Origin of the sequence: Nonomuraea sp. NPDC050556 (genome assembly GCF_044457355.1) — a bacterium.
Lineage (GTDB): Bacteria > Actinomycetota > Actinomycetes > Streptosporangiales > Streptosporangiaceae > Nonomuraea.
In genome coordinates this window covers 490141-503422 of record NZ_JBITGU010000005.1, presented here as the reverse complement: position 1 = coordinate 503422, position 13282 = coordinate 490141, and the positions used below count along the sequence as shown (strand labels likewise).

Sequence of the window (13282 nt, the reverse complement as noted above, 5' to 3'; positions counted from 1 at the left end):
ACATGGCGATCCCCGGAGAACGGATCGGTCACGAATACCCTGACCAGGGTGCGGGCACTGCTGCGGACCTTTGGTGAGCTGAGCATCACGGGCGGGCTCGTCATGCTGCTGTTCTGCGCCTACCTGCTGTGGGGGACGAGCGCCTACACCCAGCGCCAGCAGGCACTTCTCCAGTCGCAACTGCACGAGGAGCAGGACGCCAGGAAGATCGACAAGATCCGGCTGGGGCGGGCCGTGGCGCTCCTGCGCATCCCGAGGCTGGGGCGCGACTACCACTACGCGGTGGTGGAGGGTGTGGACGAGGAGCACCTGAAGCAGGGGCCCGGTCACTACCCGGGTACGGCGCTGCCGGGGCAGGTGGGCAACTTCGTCGTCTCCGGGCACAGGACCACGTACGGGGCGCCGTTCAACCGCATCGACGAGCTGGAGCGGGACGACGAGATCGTCGTGGAGGCCAGGGAGGCGCGGTACACCTACCGGGTGACGTCGCAGCAGGTCGTGGAGCCCACGGACGTGGACGTGGTGGCCCCGGTGCCCGGCAAGCCCGACATCAGCGCCATCCGCCCCATGATCACCCTCTCCACGTGCCACCCGGAGTACTCGGCCGCCCAGCGCCTCATCGTGTACGGCGTGCTCAAGGAGACCGAGCTCAGGAAGGTGTGACCATGTACGGCTGGCTGTGGAAAAAGCTCCCCGGGAGCCTCGGAGCGCGGTTGCTGCTCGCCCTGGCGCTGGCCGGGCTCGCGGGAGCCGTACTCTGGTATGCGGTGTTCCCCCTCCTGGAACCCGCCGTGACCCTGGACGAGGTGACCGTACGCAAGTGAGTCCCGATGTCCTCGTCGTCGACAACCACGACAGCTTCGTGCACACCATCGTGCAGTACCTGCGCCAGCTGGGCGCCACCTGCGACGTCCGCCCTCGTGACCACGTGAGCGTCGACGACGCGGCAGGGTTCGACGCCGTGCTCGTCAGCCCCGGACCCGGTACGCCGGAGGCGGCCGGGGTGAGCGTGCCCCTGGTCCACTACGCGGTCGAGCAGGGCAAGCCGCTGCTCGGCGTGTGCCTGGGGCACCAGGCGATCGGCGTGGCCTTCGGCGCCACCGTGACGCGCGCCCCCGAGCTCATGCACGGCCGTACGAGCCCGATCGAGCACGACGGGCTGGGCGTGTTCGCCGACCTGCCGTCCCCGGTGCGGATGACGCGTTACCACTCGCTCGCCGTACTGCCCGAGACCGTCCCCGACGTGCTGGAGGTGAGCGCGCGGACGGCCGACGGGGTCGTCATGGGCCTGCGCCACCGCTCGGCGCCCGTCGAGGGGGTGCAGTTCCACCCGGAGTCGGTGCTGTCGGAGCACGGGCACAAGCTGCTGGGCAACTGGCTGGACCGGATCGTGTAACACAGCGGCGGTGGCGGGCGACTAATGAGTGAACGTCCCCGCCGTTGCCCCCGAGCGGCGGGGACGTTTCCAAATACAGAGAAAGCCCTCCCACATCACGGTGGGAGGGCTTTTCTGATGTAACGGCTACCCGCTGACGCCGTCGTCGGTGGGCGGGTCGTCCTGGGTCGGCTGGTCGGTCGGCTCAGGGTCGGTGGGCTGGTCCGTCGGCTGGTCGGTCGGCTGGTCCGTGGGCAGCGTCTGGTCCGGTCCCGACGACACGATCAGCGTGATCGTCGTGCCCTTCTTCAGCTTCGCCTCGGGCCCCGGGTTCTGCTGGAGCACCTGACCCCTCGGCACGACGTCGCTCGCCTGCGGCTCCTGCCTGACCTTGAAGCCCAGCTCCTTCAGCGCCTTCACCGCCTCGTCGACCCGCATGCCGACGACGCCGGGCAGCGAGACCAGCTCTTCCGGAACCACGAGCTTGACCGACGAGCCCTTGTCGACCTCGGTGCCGGACTCGGGGTCGACCTGGAAGACCACGCCCTGCTTCTTGCCGGACGGCTTGTAGGTGACCGTCCCCTTCAGCCCCACGGCCTCCAGAGCCGCCTTGGCGTCCTCGGGCTTCATGTTGATGAGCCCGTCGGGGACCGCCACCTTCTCGATGCCCTTGGAGACCGTCAGCTTGACCGTGGAGCCCGCAGGGACCATGGCGTCGGCGGCGGGGTCGGTGCTGATGACCGAGCCCTTGTCGACGTCGGAGCTGAACTCCTCGATGACCTCGTACTTGAGCCCGAGGGCGTCCAGCTGCGCCTTGGCGGAGGTGAGGGTCTGGGTGGCGAGCGCGGGCAGCTTGACGTTCTGCGCCGTCGGCGTCTCCTTGGAGCTCAGGAAGCTGTACCCGACCCCGATGAACGCGCCGATGATCAGCAGCGGGATGATGATCCAGGCAGCCGTCTTGAGCGCCTTGTTGCCCCCGCCGCCGGAGGCCCTGCGCCGGCCGCCGCGGCCACCGCCGCCGCCCTCCCCGTCGCCGTACTCGTAGGCGGGGATCGCGTTGGTGCGGCCGGTGGCGGGACCCGCCTGGGTGGCCGACATCGTCCGCGTGCTGCCGTAGTTGTTGGACAGCGACATCGTCTGCGCGTCGACCGGCATGCCGGACATGGCGCGCTGGATGTCCTGGCGCATCTCGGTGGCGCTCTGGTAGCGGTGCGCCGGGTCCTTGGCCATCGCCTTGAGCACGATCGCGTCGGCCCACTTGGGGATCTCGGGGTCGATCTGCGACGGCGGGATCGGCTCCTCGCGCACGTGCTGGTAGGCGATCGCGACGGGGGAGTCGCCGGTGAACGGCGGCTGCCCGGTCAGCAGCTCGTAGAGCACGCAGCCGGTGGAGTAGATGTCGCTGCGGGCGTCGACCCGCTCGCCGCGCGCCTGCTCGGGCGACAGATACTGCGCTGTCCCTATAACCTGCGCGGTCTGCGTCATGGTGGCAGCGGAGTCGGCCATGGCCCGCGCGATGCCGAAGTCCATGACCTTGACGTCGCCGTTGCGAGTGATCATGACGTTGGCCGGCTTGATGTCGCGGTGCACGATGCCGCCGCGGTGGCTGTAGTCGAGGGCGCGCAGGATGCCGTCGACCAGCTCGGCCGCGCGCTCGGGCAGCAGCCTGCGATCCCTGCGCAGCAGGTCGCGCAGCGTGTGCCCGTCGACGTACTCCATCACGATGTAGGGCACGGGCGCGCCCTCTGAGTTGTCCTCACCCGTGTCGTAGACGGCGACGACCGCCGGGTGGTTCAGCGAGGCGGCCGACTGCGCCTCACGGCGGAAGCGGGCCTGGAAGGTGTGATCCCTCGCCAGATCGGACCGAAGCGTCTTGATGGCGACGATGCGGTCCAGCCGGATGTCTCGGGCGCGATACACCTCGGCCATGCCGCCGCGCCCGACGACACCGTCGAGCTCGTAGCGACCGCCGAGTAGCCGAGGCTGAGTCATTTCCTGCACTGTCCCTTACCGTTCATCTCGGTTCCGGCCCGGACCGCGCGTTCTCGCGGCCGCCGGTGTCCATCATCGACCCCATGACGCATCACGTCTCCTCCTTCGGCGGGTTTGTGTCACCCGGGTCAGGCGAGTCCGTTGGTGGTGGCGTGGTCGGCGTCAGGGTGGGGGTTGGGGTTGGTGTGGGAGTCGGGGTCGGAGTCGGGGTCGGCGGTGGCTTCGTCGGCCCCTTGGTCGGAGTGGCCGTTTTGCTTACCGTAGCCGACGGTGAGGGTACCGGTTTCTTCGACGTGGCCGGAACCGACGACGGTCGCCGCGTGTGCGGCTTGGTCTTCGGCGGCTTGCTCGACGGCGAGAGAACCACCGGCAGGGACGGCTCCGCCCCCGGTGGGGAGGCGTTACGCAACTCGGTGACGACGAACGCCCCGATGCCCACAGCGGCCACGCATCCCGCTGTGGCCAACAGCACAGTACGGCGACGCCGCCTGGGCGGTGGTGGCGGCGGCTGCTGGACCACGGTCGGGGTTCCGGCGAGCGCCTCCCTGATGCGGAATCCCGCCGGATCGGTGAGCATGCTCAGCTCCGCGACCTGGTGCTCGCCCACGAGCGAGTCGCGCAGCACGTAGGCGCGGTCGGCCACCTCGAGCGCCGACGCCGGCCGTCCAGAAGGGTCCTTGGCCAGCAGCGACAGCACGAGCTCGCGCACCCGCGGCGGCACGTCGGCGCCCAGCGGGGGCGGCGGCTCGTGCAGGTGCATGAGCGCGATCGCGACCTGGGTGTCGCCCTGGAACGGCGCCCGCCCGGCCAGGCACTCGTAGGCGACGACGCCGAGCGAGTAGAGGTCGGTCGACGGCGTCAGCGGCGAGCCCTGGGCCTGCTCGGGGCTGACGTACTGGGCCGTGCCGAGTACGGTCCCCGTCTGCGTGACCGGCGCTGCCTCCAGCGCCCTGGCGATGCCGAAGTCGGTGACCTTGATGGTCCCCTCGGGGGTGACCAGCAGGTTGCCCGGCTTGATGTCGCGGTGGATGACGCCGGCCGAGTGCGCCGCGTGCAGCGCCTTGGCCGTCTGGTGCACGACGTCGAGCGCGACCTCGGGGCCGAGCGCGCCGTTGCGCGCCAGGATGGCGGCCAGCGACTCGCCGTGGACGAGCTCCATCACCAGGTAGGCGAGGTCCTGCTGCTCGCCGTAGTCGAAGACCTGGGCGATGCCCGGGTCGGCCAGACCGGCCGTGATGCGGGCCTCGTTGCGGAACCTGCTGAGGAACGTCGGGTCGGAGGCCACGTGGCTGCGCAGCAGCTTGACGGCGACCTCGCGGCCGAGCAGCTCGTCGCGCGCACGCCACACCTCGCCCATACCGCCTGCCGCGATGCGGGAGAGGAGGACGTAACGGTCGCCGAGCTGCTGGGTCACTTGGCGAGCACCGCCTCCAGCACGGCCTTCGCGATGGGGGCCGCGGTGTGGCCACCGGTGGCCTCGTCGCCCACGCGGGCGGCGCCGGACTCGACGAGGACCGCGATGGCGATCTCAGGGTCGTTGGCCGGAGCGAAGGAGATGAACCAGGCGTGCGGCGGCCTGCCGTCGGCGGTCTCCGCGGTGCCGGTCTTGCCGCCGACCTCGACGCCGGGGACCTGGGCGAGGTTGGCCGTGCCGTTCTGGACCACGCTGACCATCATCTGGCGCAGCTTGGCCGCGGTGTCCGAGCTCACGGCCTCGGACAGCTCCTCGGGCTTCGCCTCGTCGATCGTGTCGCCCTTGGAGTCGGTGATCTTGTTGACCAGGAAGGGCCGCATGACCTTGCCGTCGTTGGCGATGCCCGCGGCGATCATGGCCATCTGCAGCGGCGTCATCCGGTTGCTCCGCTGGCCGATGGAGGCCTGGGCCAGGGCGGCCGCGTCCTCCTTCTCGCCGAAGTTGCTCTGCACCACGCCCTGGGGGATGGCCAGCGGCTCGCCGACGCCGAACTTCTTGATCTGCTCCTGCATCTTGTCGTAGCCGAGCTCCATGCCGATCTTGCCGAACGGCGTGTTGCAGGACTTCTCCAGGGCGAAGACGAGCTCCACCTGACCGGCTCCGCAGGCGGCGCCGCCGTAGTTGGGCAGGTCGGCCGTGGTGTTCGGCAGGTCGAGCCGCTGCGGCGCGTCGACGATGGTGTTGGGGCCGCGGCTGGAGTCGTCCTCCAGGTACGCGGCCGCCGTGACCACCTTGAAGGTCGAGCCCGGCGCGTAGGTGTCGTTGATGACCCGGTTGAGCAGCGGCTGCGGGCCGCCCTTCTTGGTCAGCTCGTTGTAGCGCCTGCTCACCGCGGCAGGGTCGACGCCGGACAGCTCGTTCGGGTCGAAGGTGGGCAGCGACACCAGCGCCAGCACGGCGCCCGTCTTGGGGTTGAGCGCGACCACCGCGCCCCGCTTGCCGCTCCCGCGCAACGCGTCGTAGGCCGCCTTCTGCGCCTTGGGGTTGATCGTCAGGTCGACGTTGGCGCCCTTGGTCGGCTCGCCGGTGAACAGGTCGATGCTCCTGCGCAGCAGCAGGTCGGAGCTGGAGCCGTCGAGGAGCTGGTTCTCCTTGCCCTCGATCTCGGTGGCCGTGTAGGGGGAGAAGAAGCCGGTGACGTGCGCGTAGAGCGGGCCGTCCGGATATTCCCTGACGAACCGGTATTTGCTGTCGTGCGTGTCCTTCGACCGGGCCAGGACCGTGCCCCCCGCCGTGATCCGTCCCCGTTGTACGGCGTAGCGGTCGTAGTACTTGCGCTTGTTGCGGTCGTCGCCGCGGTACTGGTCCGCCTTGACGCCCTGCAGGAAGTTCACGTTGATCATGAGCAGGGCGAACATCGCCAGGCAGGCCACGGCCGCGCGCTTAAGTGTGCCGTTCATCGCTGGAACACCTGCGTCAGTCCTTCGTTCTGAATCGCCTGAGGTGGGGGGCGTCGGGCGGCGTCAGACATGCGTACCAGCAGGGCGATAAGGATCCAGTTAGCCAGCAGCGCCGAGCCACCCTGCGACATGAACGGGGTGACCAGGCCGGTCAGCGGGATGAGGTTGGTCACGCCGCCGACGATGATGAAGACCTGCCAGGCCAGGATGAACGACAGGCCGCCGGCGAGCAGCTTGGAGAACGGGTCGCGGGCCGCGATCGAGGTGCGCAGGCCGCGCTCGACGATCAGCGCGTAGATCATCAGCAGCGCCATCAGCCCGGTCAGCCCGATCTCCTCGCCCAGGGCGTCGAAGATGAAGTCGGAGAACGACAGCGGGATCAGGTCGGGGTGCCCCTGGCCGAGGCCGGTGCCGAGGATGCCGCCCGCGCCGAGGCCGAAGAGACCCTGCATGACCTGGTAGCTCTTGCCGCACATCGAGTTGACCGCACCGCCCGGCTCGCAGACCGGGTCGTTGCCGTAGTAGATCGCGTTCGACGGGTCGAGCCAGGCGTCGAACCTGGCCCCCACGTGGTCGAAGAGCTGCCCGGCCACGAAGGCGCCGAAGCAGAACAGCAGGATGCCGATGAGCACCCACGACGTGCGCTGGGTGGCGATGTAGAGCATCGCGACGAACGTGCCGAACAGCAGCAGCGAGGTGCCCAGGTCCTTCTCGAAGACCAGGACGCCGAGGCTGACCACCCACACGATGAGCACCGGGCCCAGGTCGCGGGCGCGCGGTAGGTCGATGAAGAGCAGCCTGCGCCCGGCCAGCGCCAGCACGTCGCGCTTGGCCACCAGGTAACCGGCGAAGAAGACGACCAGCGCCAGCTTGGCGAACTCGCCCGGCTGGATGGAGAACCCGCCCAGGCGGATCCAGATCTTGGCGCCCTGCACCTCGCTGATGCTGCCAGGCAGCAGGGCGGGCGCGGCGAGCAGCACGAGGCCCACGGCGCCTGCCGTGTAGGTGAGGCGCTGCAGCATGCGGTGGTCGCGGATCACGATGAGCGTCACCGCGAACATCACGACGCCGACGGCGGTCCACATGATCTGGTTGGCCGACGACGCGCCGGCCATCTCAGCCAGCTCGAGCCGGTAGATCATCACCAGGCCGAGCCCGTTGACGAGGGTCACCAGCGGCAGGATCAGCGGGTCCGCCCACGGCGCGAACTTGGCCAGGACGAGGTAGGCGACGCTCATCAGGACGGCGAGGCTCAGGCCGTACGTCAGCATGCCGGAGGGCAGCTTGCCCTCGACGGCCAGCCCGACGTTGGCGTAGGCGCCCATGACGATCAGGACGGCGGCCGCGAGCATGACCAGTTGAGCCCCGCGCCGCTTGGCCGGCATGGGGACGGGGGCCGCTGAAGCTTCGCTCATCTACCGCGACTTCGTCTTGGTCGCCGTCGGGGTGGCGGAGGCCGAGGCCGACGGGGTGGACTTCGCTTCTGAGGTGAACTTCAAACTGGCAACCTTCTGCAAGCCCAATGCCGGGCTGTCGACGGGGATGCCGTCCTTGATCAGTGCCTGGTCGGTCTCCGGGAGCTGCTTGAGGCTCTTACCGGTGGCCTGCACGACCTTGAAGAACTGGAGCGGCCCGACCTCCTGCGGGATCCCCTGGTAAACGACCACTTCGTCGCCCCTGGCGCCGACGAAGTACTGGGCCTGGGTCCACTGCCAGCCGAAGTAGCCGGCGGCAGCGATGGCGATCAGAAGCACGGGGACCAGCACGGGCCACAGGCGGCGGCGACGGCGCGCCGGGGCGTGCGCGACCGGCTCGTCGTAGTCGTCGTCCGTGAACACCGGCTGGGGTGCGGTCACCGCGCTCACTCGCCCCGACGGAGCGTCCGGAGGGTGGCGCAGCCTGTTCATGCCCGCGGCGCCGACCACGGCCGCCTCGGCGGGCACCTGGTGCCCGTCGGCGAACTCGACGACGTCGGCGAGGACGCAGGTGATGTTGTCCGGCCCGCCGCCCCTGTTCGCCAGGTCGATGAGCTGGCGCACGACCTCGTCGGGATCGTCCAGGTTCGTCATCGTGGCGTGCAGCGTCTCCGCGCTCACCACCCCGGACAGGCCGTCGGAACACAGCAGGTAACGATCGCCGACCTGCGCCTCGCGGAGCGCGAGATCGGGTTCGACCTCGCCGCTGCCGTCCAGCGCCTTCAGCAGGATCGACCGCTGGGGATGGGTGGCCGCCTCTTCCGGCGTGATCCTGCCGTCGTCCACGAGCTGCTGGACGAGGGTGTGATCGTGGGTGATCTGGTACAGCTCGCCGCGCCTGAGCAGGTAGGCGCGCGAGTCGCCGACGTGCACGAGGGCGACCTGCGTGCCGTTCCAGAGCATCGCCGTGAGGGTCGTGCCCATTCCCTTGAGGCTGGGGTCCCGCCCGACCATCTCGTGCAGCTTGCGGTTGGCGTCGCGTACCGCAGCCTCGATGGCGTAGAGCAGGTCACCACCCTCCTGGGCCTCTTCCAGCGAGGCCATGGCGGCGATGGCGACAGAGCTGGCCACCTCGCCGTGTGCGTGCCCGCCCATACCGTCTGCGACGGCGAGCAGGCGCCCGCTAGCGTACGCCGAGTCCTCGTTTCCTTCGCGGAGGAGGCCGACGTCCGAGCGGGCGGCGTAGCGGAGTGCGATGGTCATTTGCGCAATTCAATGACTGTCTTGCCGACGCGGATCGGAACACCGAGCGGCACCGGGGTCGGACGGGTGACTTTGGAGCGGTCGAGATACGTGCCGTTGGTTGAGCCAAGATCTTCCACGATCCACTGACCGTCCTGGGGGAAGAGTCGGGCGTGCCGGCTGGAAGCGTAGTCGTCGTTGACTACCAGCGTGGCGTCGTTGGCCCGGCCGATGGTGATGGGGGACTCCGTGAGGTTGATGGTGGTGCCTTGCAGGGGGCCACCCGTCACGATCAGCTGGCGTGGCGACCCCTTCTTACTTGACGGCTTGGCCGCCGGTTTGGGCGGCTTGGCCGGCTTGCGTGGCGAGGCGGGAGCCGTACGTGATCCGAACAAGTCTGTCCGGATCACGCCGACTGCGGCAATGACAAAGAACCACAGCACCGCCAGGAAGGCGAGCCGGATCAGCAGCAGCGTGAGCTCGGACATGGACCGTTTGTCTACCCCTAATCGCGCCGGAACACCAGAGTCGTGCGCCCCAACGTCACGCGAGTGCCGTTCTGGAGCTCGATCCTGCGTACCGGCTGGCCGTTGACGAAAGTGCCGTTCGTTGACCCCAGATCGACGAGCGCGACCACCTGCCCCTCGACCCGCAGCTCCGCGTGGTGCCGCGAGACGCCGGGATCCACAAGACGAAGATCGCAGTCGGTGCCCCTGCCGAGCAAGGTCACCGGGGTGGTGAGCTCGTAGGAGCGGTCGCCCTGCGGATCGTCCTGCGTCGAGACGAGCAGCCTGGGCCGCCCGCCGAACGCGTGTGGCCGGGCCGCGGGCGTGTCGCTGGCCGGCTTGCGGATCTCGTCCTGCTCCACGGTCGCGCCACGAATGACGCCGGAGCGGATCCTGAACAGACCCACAGCCAGGTCGGCGGCCGTCTCGAAGCGGACCCGGACCGGTCCCACAAAGGAGTAGCCCTGCTCCTTGGCGTACTCCCTGGCAAGGTTGGCCAGCTCGTGGCTGATGCTGTCGGCGTAAACCTCGAGCCTCTCGCTGTCCGTCGTGGACAGCTCAACCACGAAGTCGTTCGGCACAAGCGTTCGACCCTGAGCGACGATCGCCGCGCGCTCGTCCATCTCTCGCTGGACCGCACTGGCGACCTCGACAGGCTGAAGGTCAGATTTGAACGCCCGCGCAAAGGCCCCCTCAACCAAGCCCTCGAGCCTTCGCTCGAAGCGCTGAAGGACTCCCACCGGGTACCTCCCTTCCTCCGTGCACATGATCCACGTTCGCGGCGCTATTGCGGCGCTCGTCAGCTCTCGCGCCCAGCTCCTCCGCTTCCGTGTCTTCTGCGATCGTATCCGGGTTCAGTACCACCAGCTGATCCGTGCTACTGTTTCTCCGCACCCAAAAGCGCGGGTGGCGGAACGGCAGACGCGCACGGTTCAGGTCCGTGTGTCCGAAAGGACGTGAGGGTTCAAATCCCTCCTCGCGCACTCGAAGGTAGGAGGCTTGTGGTTGTTGCCCTTCGGGCAACTTCCCCAAGCCTTCTCGTCGTTTACACCAGGGGTTGCCCCCCCGGACCCCCAATATCGGCTGACAAGCTTTCTGCGCCGGTTCAGGCAGACCCACATTGACGAAAAAGCGCCTCGGTTCGCAAGGGCCGGGGCTTTCTTCTTTCAAGAAACCTTGTGTGTACGGCTCGCGCCGTCCCGGGAGACGCTACGCCCGGCCGCTTGCAGACCACTTTCGTCTGGCTGACGGCCGGGCGTGGTGCGCTCGCTGGTTTACGCCTAGAGCTGAGCGCGGGTGTCCAGCAATACGCCGAGAAGGTCGGACAGGCTCACCAGGCCGATGACGTCGTCGCCGCCCATCACCAGGCCCAGGTGGGCCCTGGCCTCCTGTAGTGCCGTCACGGCTTCCGGGACCTGGGTGACGCACGGGAGACGTGGCATCGGGCGTGCCAGGTCGCCAGCGAGGCTCTCAGGCTGCAGTACGGCGTCGCGGGCGTGGAGGACGCCTCTGATGTCGTCGCCTTCGCGGACCAGGAGCCTGAGGTGGCCGCTCGTCGCCGCCGCCTTCTTGATCTCGGTGGCGCCCGCGGTGGGGGAGACGCTGATGACCTTGGGGAGGGGGACCATCAGGCGTTCGATTCCCTCGGCCTCCAGGCGCAGGGCTCTGGTCAGGAGGTCGTGTTCCTCGCGGTCCAGGAGGCCCATGCGGCCTGATTCGCCTACCAGCATCGCCAGCTGTCTGGGCGTTCTCGTGGTTGCCAGTTCGTCTCTGGCGTGGACGCCGAAGAGCCGGAGGACGAGGTTGGTGAAGCCGTTCAGGGCCCAGAGCAAGGGGCGCATGACCGTCGTGAACGCTCTGAACGGGAGTGTGAGGAACATCGCAGCCAGCTCTGGGTGGGTCAGCGCCCAGGACTTCGGGGCCATCTCGCCGATGACCATGTGGAGGAAGGTCACCAGCGCCAGGGCGATGGTCAGGGAGATGGGGACCCTCAGGCCGTCGGGGACGCCTATGGCGGCGAAGACCGGCTCCAGGTAGTGCTCGATGGCCGGCTCCGTGACCATGCCCAGGCCCAGGGTGCACAGGGTGATCCCGAGCTGGGCGCCGGCGAGCATCAGCGAGAGTTGCCTGCCGCCGCCCACTGCCGACTTGGCGGCGATCCTCGTCAGCCTGCCGCCGCCGGTCGCCGCCTCTTCCAGCCTGTGGCGCCTGGCCGAGACGAAGGCGAACTCCGCCGCGACGAACAGGGCGTTGAGGCCCAGGAGCGCGACGCTCAGGGCGATCATGGTGAGCGGGCTCATCGCGCGGCCTCCACGGTGGCGGGGGCGGGCGAGAGCCGTACCCACTCGGGGACCCTGCGCTGCAGGGAGAGGACCGTGATGACGGCCAGGTGCTGCTGGTCGTCCTCGGCGAAGGGGTCGGTCTCCGGGGTCAGCTCCACGGTGACCGTGTCGCCCTCCTCCGGCATGCGGCCCAGCTTGGCCAGCACCAGGCCGGCGATGGTGTCGTAGTCGTCGGACTCGGGCAGGGCGAGGCCGGTGGCCCGCTCCACCTCGTCGAGCCTGAAGGTGCCCGGGACGTCCCAGACGCCGCCCGGCTGCTCCACGGCTCCGGCGGGCTCCGGGTCGTTCTCGTCGACGAGCTCGCCCACGAGCTCCTCGGCCAGGTCCTCGACGGAGATGACGCCGGCCAGGCCGCCGTACTCGTCGATGACGCAGACGATGTCGTCCTTGGCCTGGCGCATGCGCTCCAGGACGAGGGGGAGCGGCAGCGAGTCGGGGACCAGCACCGCCGGCCTGGTGATCTCGGTCAGTTGTCCGTCCTCGCGGCCCGAGGTGAGCAGCTCGCGCACGCCGGTCACGCCCACGACGTCGCCGTCGGAGCCGATCACCGGATAGCGGGAGTGCCCGGACTCGCGCATCGTCTCGACCAGGTCGGAGATGGGCCGGTCGGCGCGGAGCACGACGACGCGGGGGCGCGGCACCATGATCTCCTCGGCGTTGCGGTCGCCGAACTCCAGCGCCCGCTCCAGCAGCTCGGAAAGGCGCGGGGGCAGCTCGCCCGCCTGGGTGGACTCGGCGATGATCCTGGACAGTTCCTCGGGGGTCGCGCCGTGCTCCACCTCCTCGACGGGCTCGACGCCGACCTTCCTGAGCAGCCCGGTGGCCGCCGAGTCGAACAGTTTGATGACCGGCCCGGCGATCTTCAGGTAGACGAGCGTCGAACCGGCCAGGGCCTTGGCCACCGGCTCAGGCCTGGCGATGCCCAGGTTCTTGGGCGCCAGCTCGCCGAGCACCATCTGCACGACGGTGGCGAAGAACACGCCGATGGCGAGGGACACGCCCGTCACCATCCCCTGGGACGGCAGCCACGTCAGCCACGGGCGGACGAGGACGGAGATCGCGGGCTCCGCGATGGCGCCGACGAGCAGCGCGGTCACCGTGATGCCGAGCTGCGCGCCGGAAAGCATGAAGGAGAGGCGGGAGGTCACCTGAAGCGCCTTTTCCGCCGCGGCGTCGCCGGCGGCCGCCTGCTCGCGCAGGACGCCCCGGTCGGCCGCGACGAACGCGAACTCCTGGGCGACGAAGTAGCCGGTCGCTGCGGTGAGGAGGAACAGGGCAAGCAGCCCCAGATAGGCGCTCACCGGGGCGAGCTCGCAGAATTTCCCGTGCGTGCGCACGGGCGACTACTCCAAGGGTCCGGAGTGGACACGATCTTCCCTTCGATAGAGGTCGTCCATAACCGTAACGGCCCAGGTGGCATCAGATGTTTCCGGAATGACTTAGAGGTTCTTCTACGTACTTTTCCATGGGAAAACCTTGGGGAGATGTCTGTACTAGGCAGGGCTTGGACGTAGCGTCTAAGCAACCGAGGGGGGA

Annotated in this window: 12 protein-coding genes and 1 tRNA gene; 4 read left to right on the top strand and 9 right to left on the bottom strand. The window is 68.9% G+C overall.

Features of this window, described 5'->3' with window-relative positions; all coding sequences use genetic code 11:
- The first annotated feature begins 48 nt into the window (after window positions 1-48).
- From ACIBG8_RS44730 to ACIBG8_RS44720, 3 genes are read left to right on the top strand one after another with little or no spacing between them, the layout of a single operon-like run.
- Window positions 49-663, top strand: coding sequence for a class E sortase (locus tag ACIBG8_RS44730; protein ID WP_397349363.1), 615 nt, complete (start codon window positions 49-51; stop codon window positions 661-663).
- A gap of 2 nt (window positions 664-665) precedes the next feature.
- A complete protein-coding gene (locus tag ACIBG8_RS44725) occupies window positions 666-824 on the top strand; it encodes a hypothetical protein (protein WP_397349362.1) in 159 nt (52 codons plus the stop codon).
- Window positions 821-1396: an anthranilate synthase component II gene (locus tag ACIBG8_RS44720; RefSeq protein WP_397349361.1), complete on the top strand. Its 576-nt coding sequence runs from the start codon at window positions 821-823 to the stop codon at window positions 1394-1396. The genes ACIBG8_RS44725 and ACIBG8_RS44720 overlap by 4 nt, the downstream gene beginning before the upstream one ends.
- A 126-nt stretch (window positions 1397-1522) precedes the next feature.
- On the opposite strand, the gene pknB is transcribed toward ACIBG8_RS44720, so the two are convergent.
- The 7 genes from pknB to ACIBG8_RS44685 all read right to left on the bottom strand — a co-directional run bounded on the left by pknB (window position 1523) and on the right by ACIBG8_RS44685 (window position 10144).
- Complete coding sequence (pknB, locus tag ACIBG8_RS44715) at window positions 1523-3367, bottom strand: Stk1 family PASTA domain-containing Ser/Thr kinase (protein ID WP_397349360.1); 1845 nt, start codon at window positions 3365-3367, stop codon at window positions 1523-1525.
- 91 nt (window positions 3368-3458) lie between these two features.
- Complete coding sequence (locus ACIBG8_RS44710; RefSeq protein ID WP_397349359.1) at window positions 3459-4781, bottom strand: serine/threonine-protein kinase; 1323 nt, start codon at window positions 4779-4781, stop codon at window positions 3459-3461.
- Window positions 4778-6241 (bottom strand): peptidoglycan D,D-transpeptidase FtsI family protein, encoded by a 1464-nt coding sequence (locus tag ACIBG8_RS44705; protein WP_397349358.1) that lies wholly within the window; start codon window positions 6239-6241, stop codon window positions 4778-4780. The genes ACIBG8_RS44710 and ACIBG8_RS44705 overlap by 4 nt, the downstream gene beginning before the upstream one ends.
- Window positions 6238-7656 (bottom strand): FtsW/RodA/SpoVE family cell cycle protein, encoded by a 1419-nt coding sequence (locus ACIBG8_RS44700; RefSeq protein WP_397349357.1) that lies wholly within the window; start codon window positions 7654-7656, stop codon window positions 6238-6240. The genes ACIBG8_RS44705 and ACIBG8_RS44700 overlap by 4 nt, the downstream gene beginning before the upstream one ends.
- Window positions 7657-8919, bottom strand: a complete 1263-nt coding sequence (locus tag ACIBG8_RS44695; RefSeq protein ID WP_397349356.1) for a Stp1/IreP family PP2C-type Ser/Thr phosphatase — start codon at window positions 8917-8919, stop codon at window positions 7657-7659.
- Window positions 8916-9386 (bottom strand): FHA domain-containing protein, encoded by a 471-nt coding sequence (locus ACIBG8_RS44690; protein ID WP_397349355.1) that lies wholly within the window; start codon window positions 9384-9386, stop codon window positions 8916-8918. Before ACIBG8_RS44690 ends, ACIBG8_RS44695 begins: the two co-directional genes overlap by 4 nt.
- Before the next feature lie 17 nt (window positions 9387-9403).
- Window positions 9404-10144, bottom strand: a complete 741-nt coding sequence (locus tag ACIBG8_RS44685; protein WP_397349354.1) for an FhaA domain-containing protein — start codon at window positions 10142-10144, stop codon at window positions 9404-9406.
- 160 nt (window positions 10145-10304) lie between these two features.
- On the opposite strand from ACIBG8_RS44685, the gene ACIBG8_RS44680 reads away from it, so the two are divergent.
- A tRNA-Leu gene (locus tag ACIBG8_RS44680) sits at window positions 10305-10387 on the top strand.
- A gap of 297 nt (window positions 10388-10684) precedes the next feature.
- Here ACIBG8_RS44680 and ACIBG8_RS44675 read toward each other — a convergent pair.
- Together ACIBG8_RS44675 and ACIBG8_RS44670 are read right to left on the bottom strand one after the other, a co-directional pair.
- A complete protein-coding gene (locus tag ACIBG8_RS44675) occupies window positions 10685-11704 on the bottom strand; it encodes a hemolysin family protein (RefSeq protein ID WP_397349353.1) in 1020 nt (339 codons plus the stop codon).
- A complete protein-coding gene (locus ACIBG8_RS44670) occupies window positions 11701-13047 on the bottom strand; it encodes a hemolysin family protein (RefSeq protein WP_397349739.1) in 1347 nt (448 codons plus the stop codon). The genes ACIBG8_RS44675 and ACIBG8_RS44670 overlap by 4 nt, the downstream gene beginning before the upstream one ends.
- Window positions 13048-13282: the final 235 nt, after the last annotated feature.

What these genes read in the sequence shown, in the direction of transcription:
- ACIBG8_RS44725 (WP_397349362.1), top strand. Translation starts at nt 666, where the DNA reads ATGTACGGCTGGCTGTGGAAAAAGCTCCCCGGGAGCCTCGGAGCGCGG.
- pknB (WP_397349360.1), bottom strand. Translation starts at nt 3,367, where the DNA reads ATGACTCAGCCTCGGCTACTCGGCGGTCGCTACGAGCTCGACGGTGTC.
- ACIBG8_RS44705 (WP_397349358.1), bottom strand. Translation starts at nt 6,241, where the DNA reads ATGAACGGCACACTTAAGCGCGCGGCCGTGGCCTGCCTGGCGATGTTC.
- ACIBG8_RS44700 (WP_397349357.1), bottom strand. Translation starts at nt 7,656, where the DNA reads ATGAGCGAAGCTTCAGCGGCCCCCGTCCCCATGCCGGCCAAGCGGCGC.
- ACIBG8_RS44695 (WP_397349356.1), bottom strand. Translation starts at nt 8,919, where the DNA reads ATGACCATCGCACTCCGCTACGCCGCCCGCTCGGACGTCGGCCTCCTC.
- ACIBG8_RS44690 (WP_397349355.1), bottom strand. Translation starts at nt 9,386, where the DNA reads ATGTCCGAGCTCACGCTGCTGCTGATCCGGCTCGCCTTCCTGGCGGTG.
- ACIBG8_RS44675 (WP_397349353.1), bottom strand. Translation starts at nt 11,704, where the DNA reads ATGAGCCCGCTCACCATGATCGCCCTGAGCGTCGCGCTCCTGGGCCTC.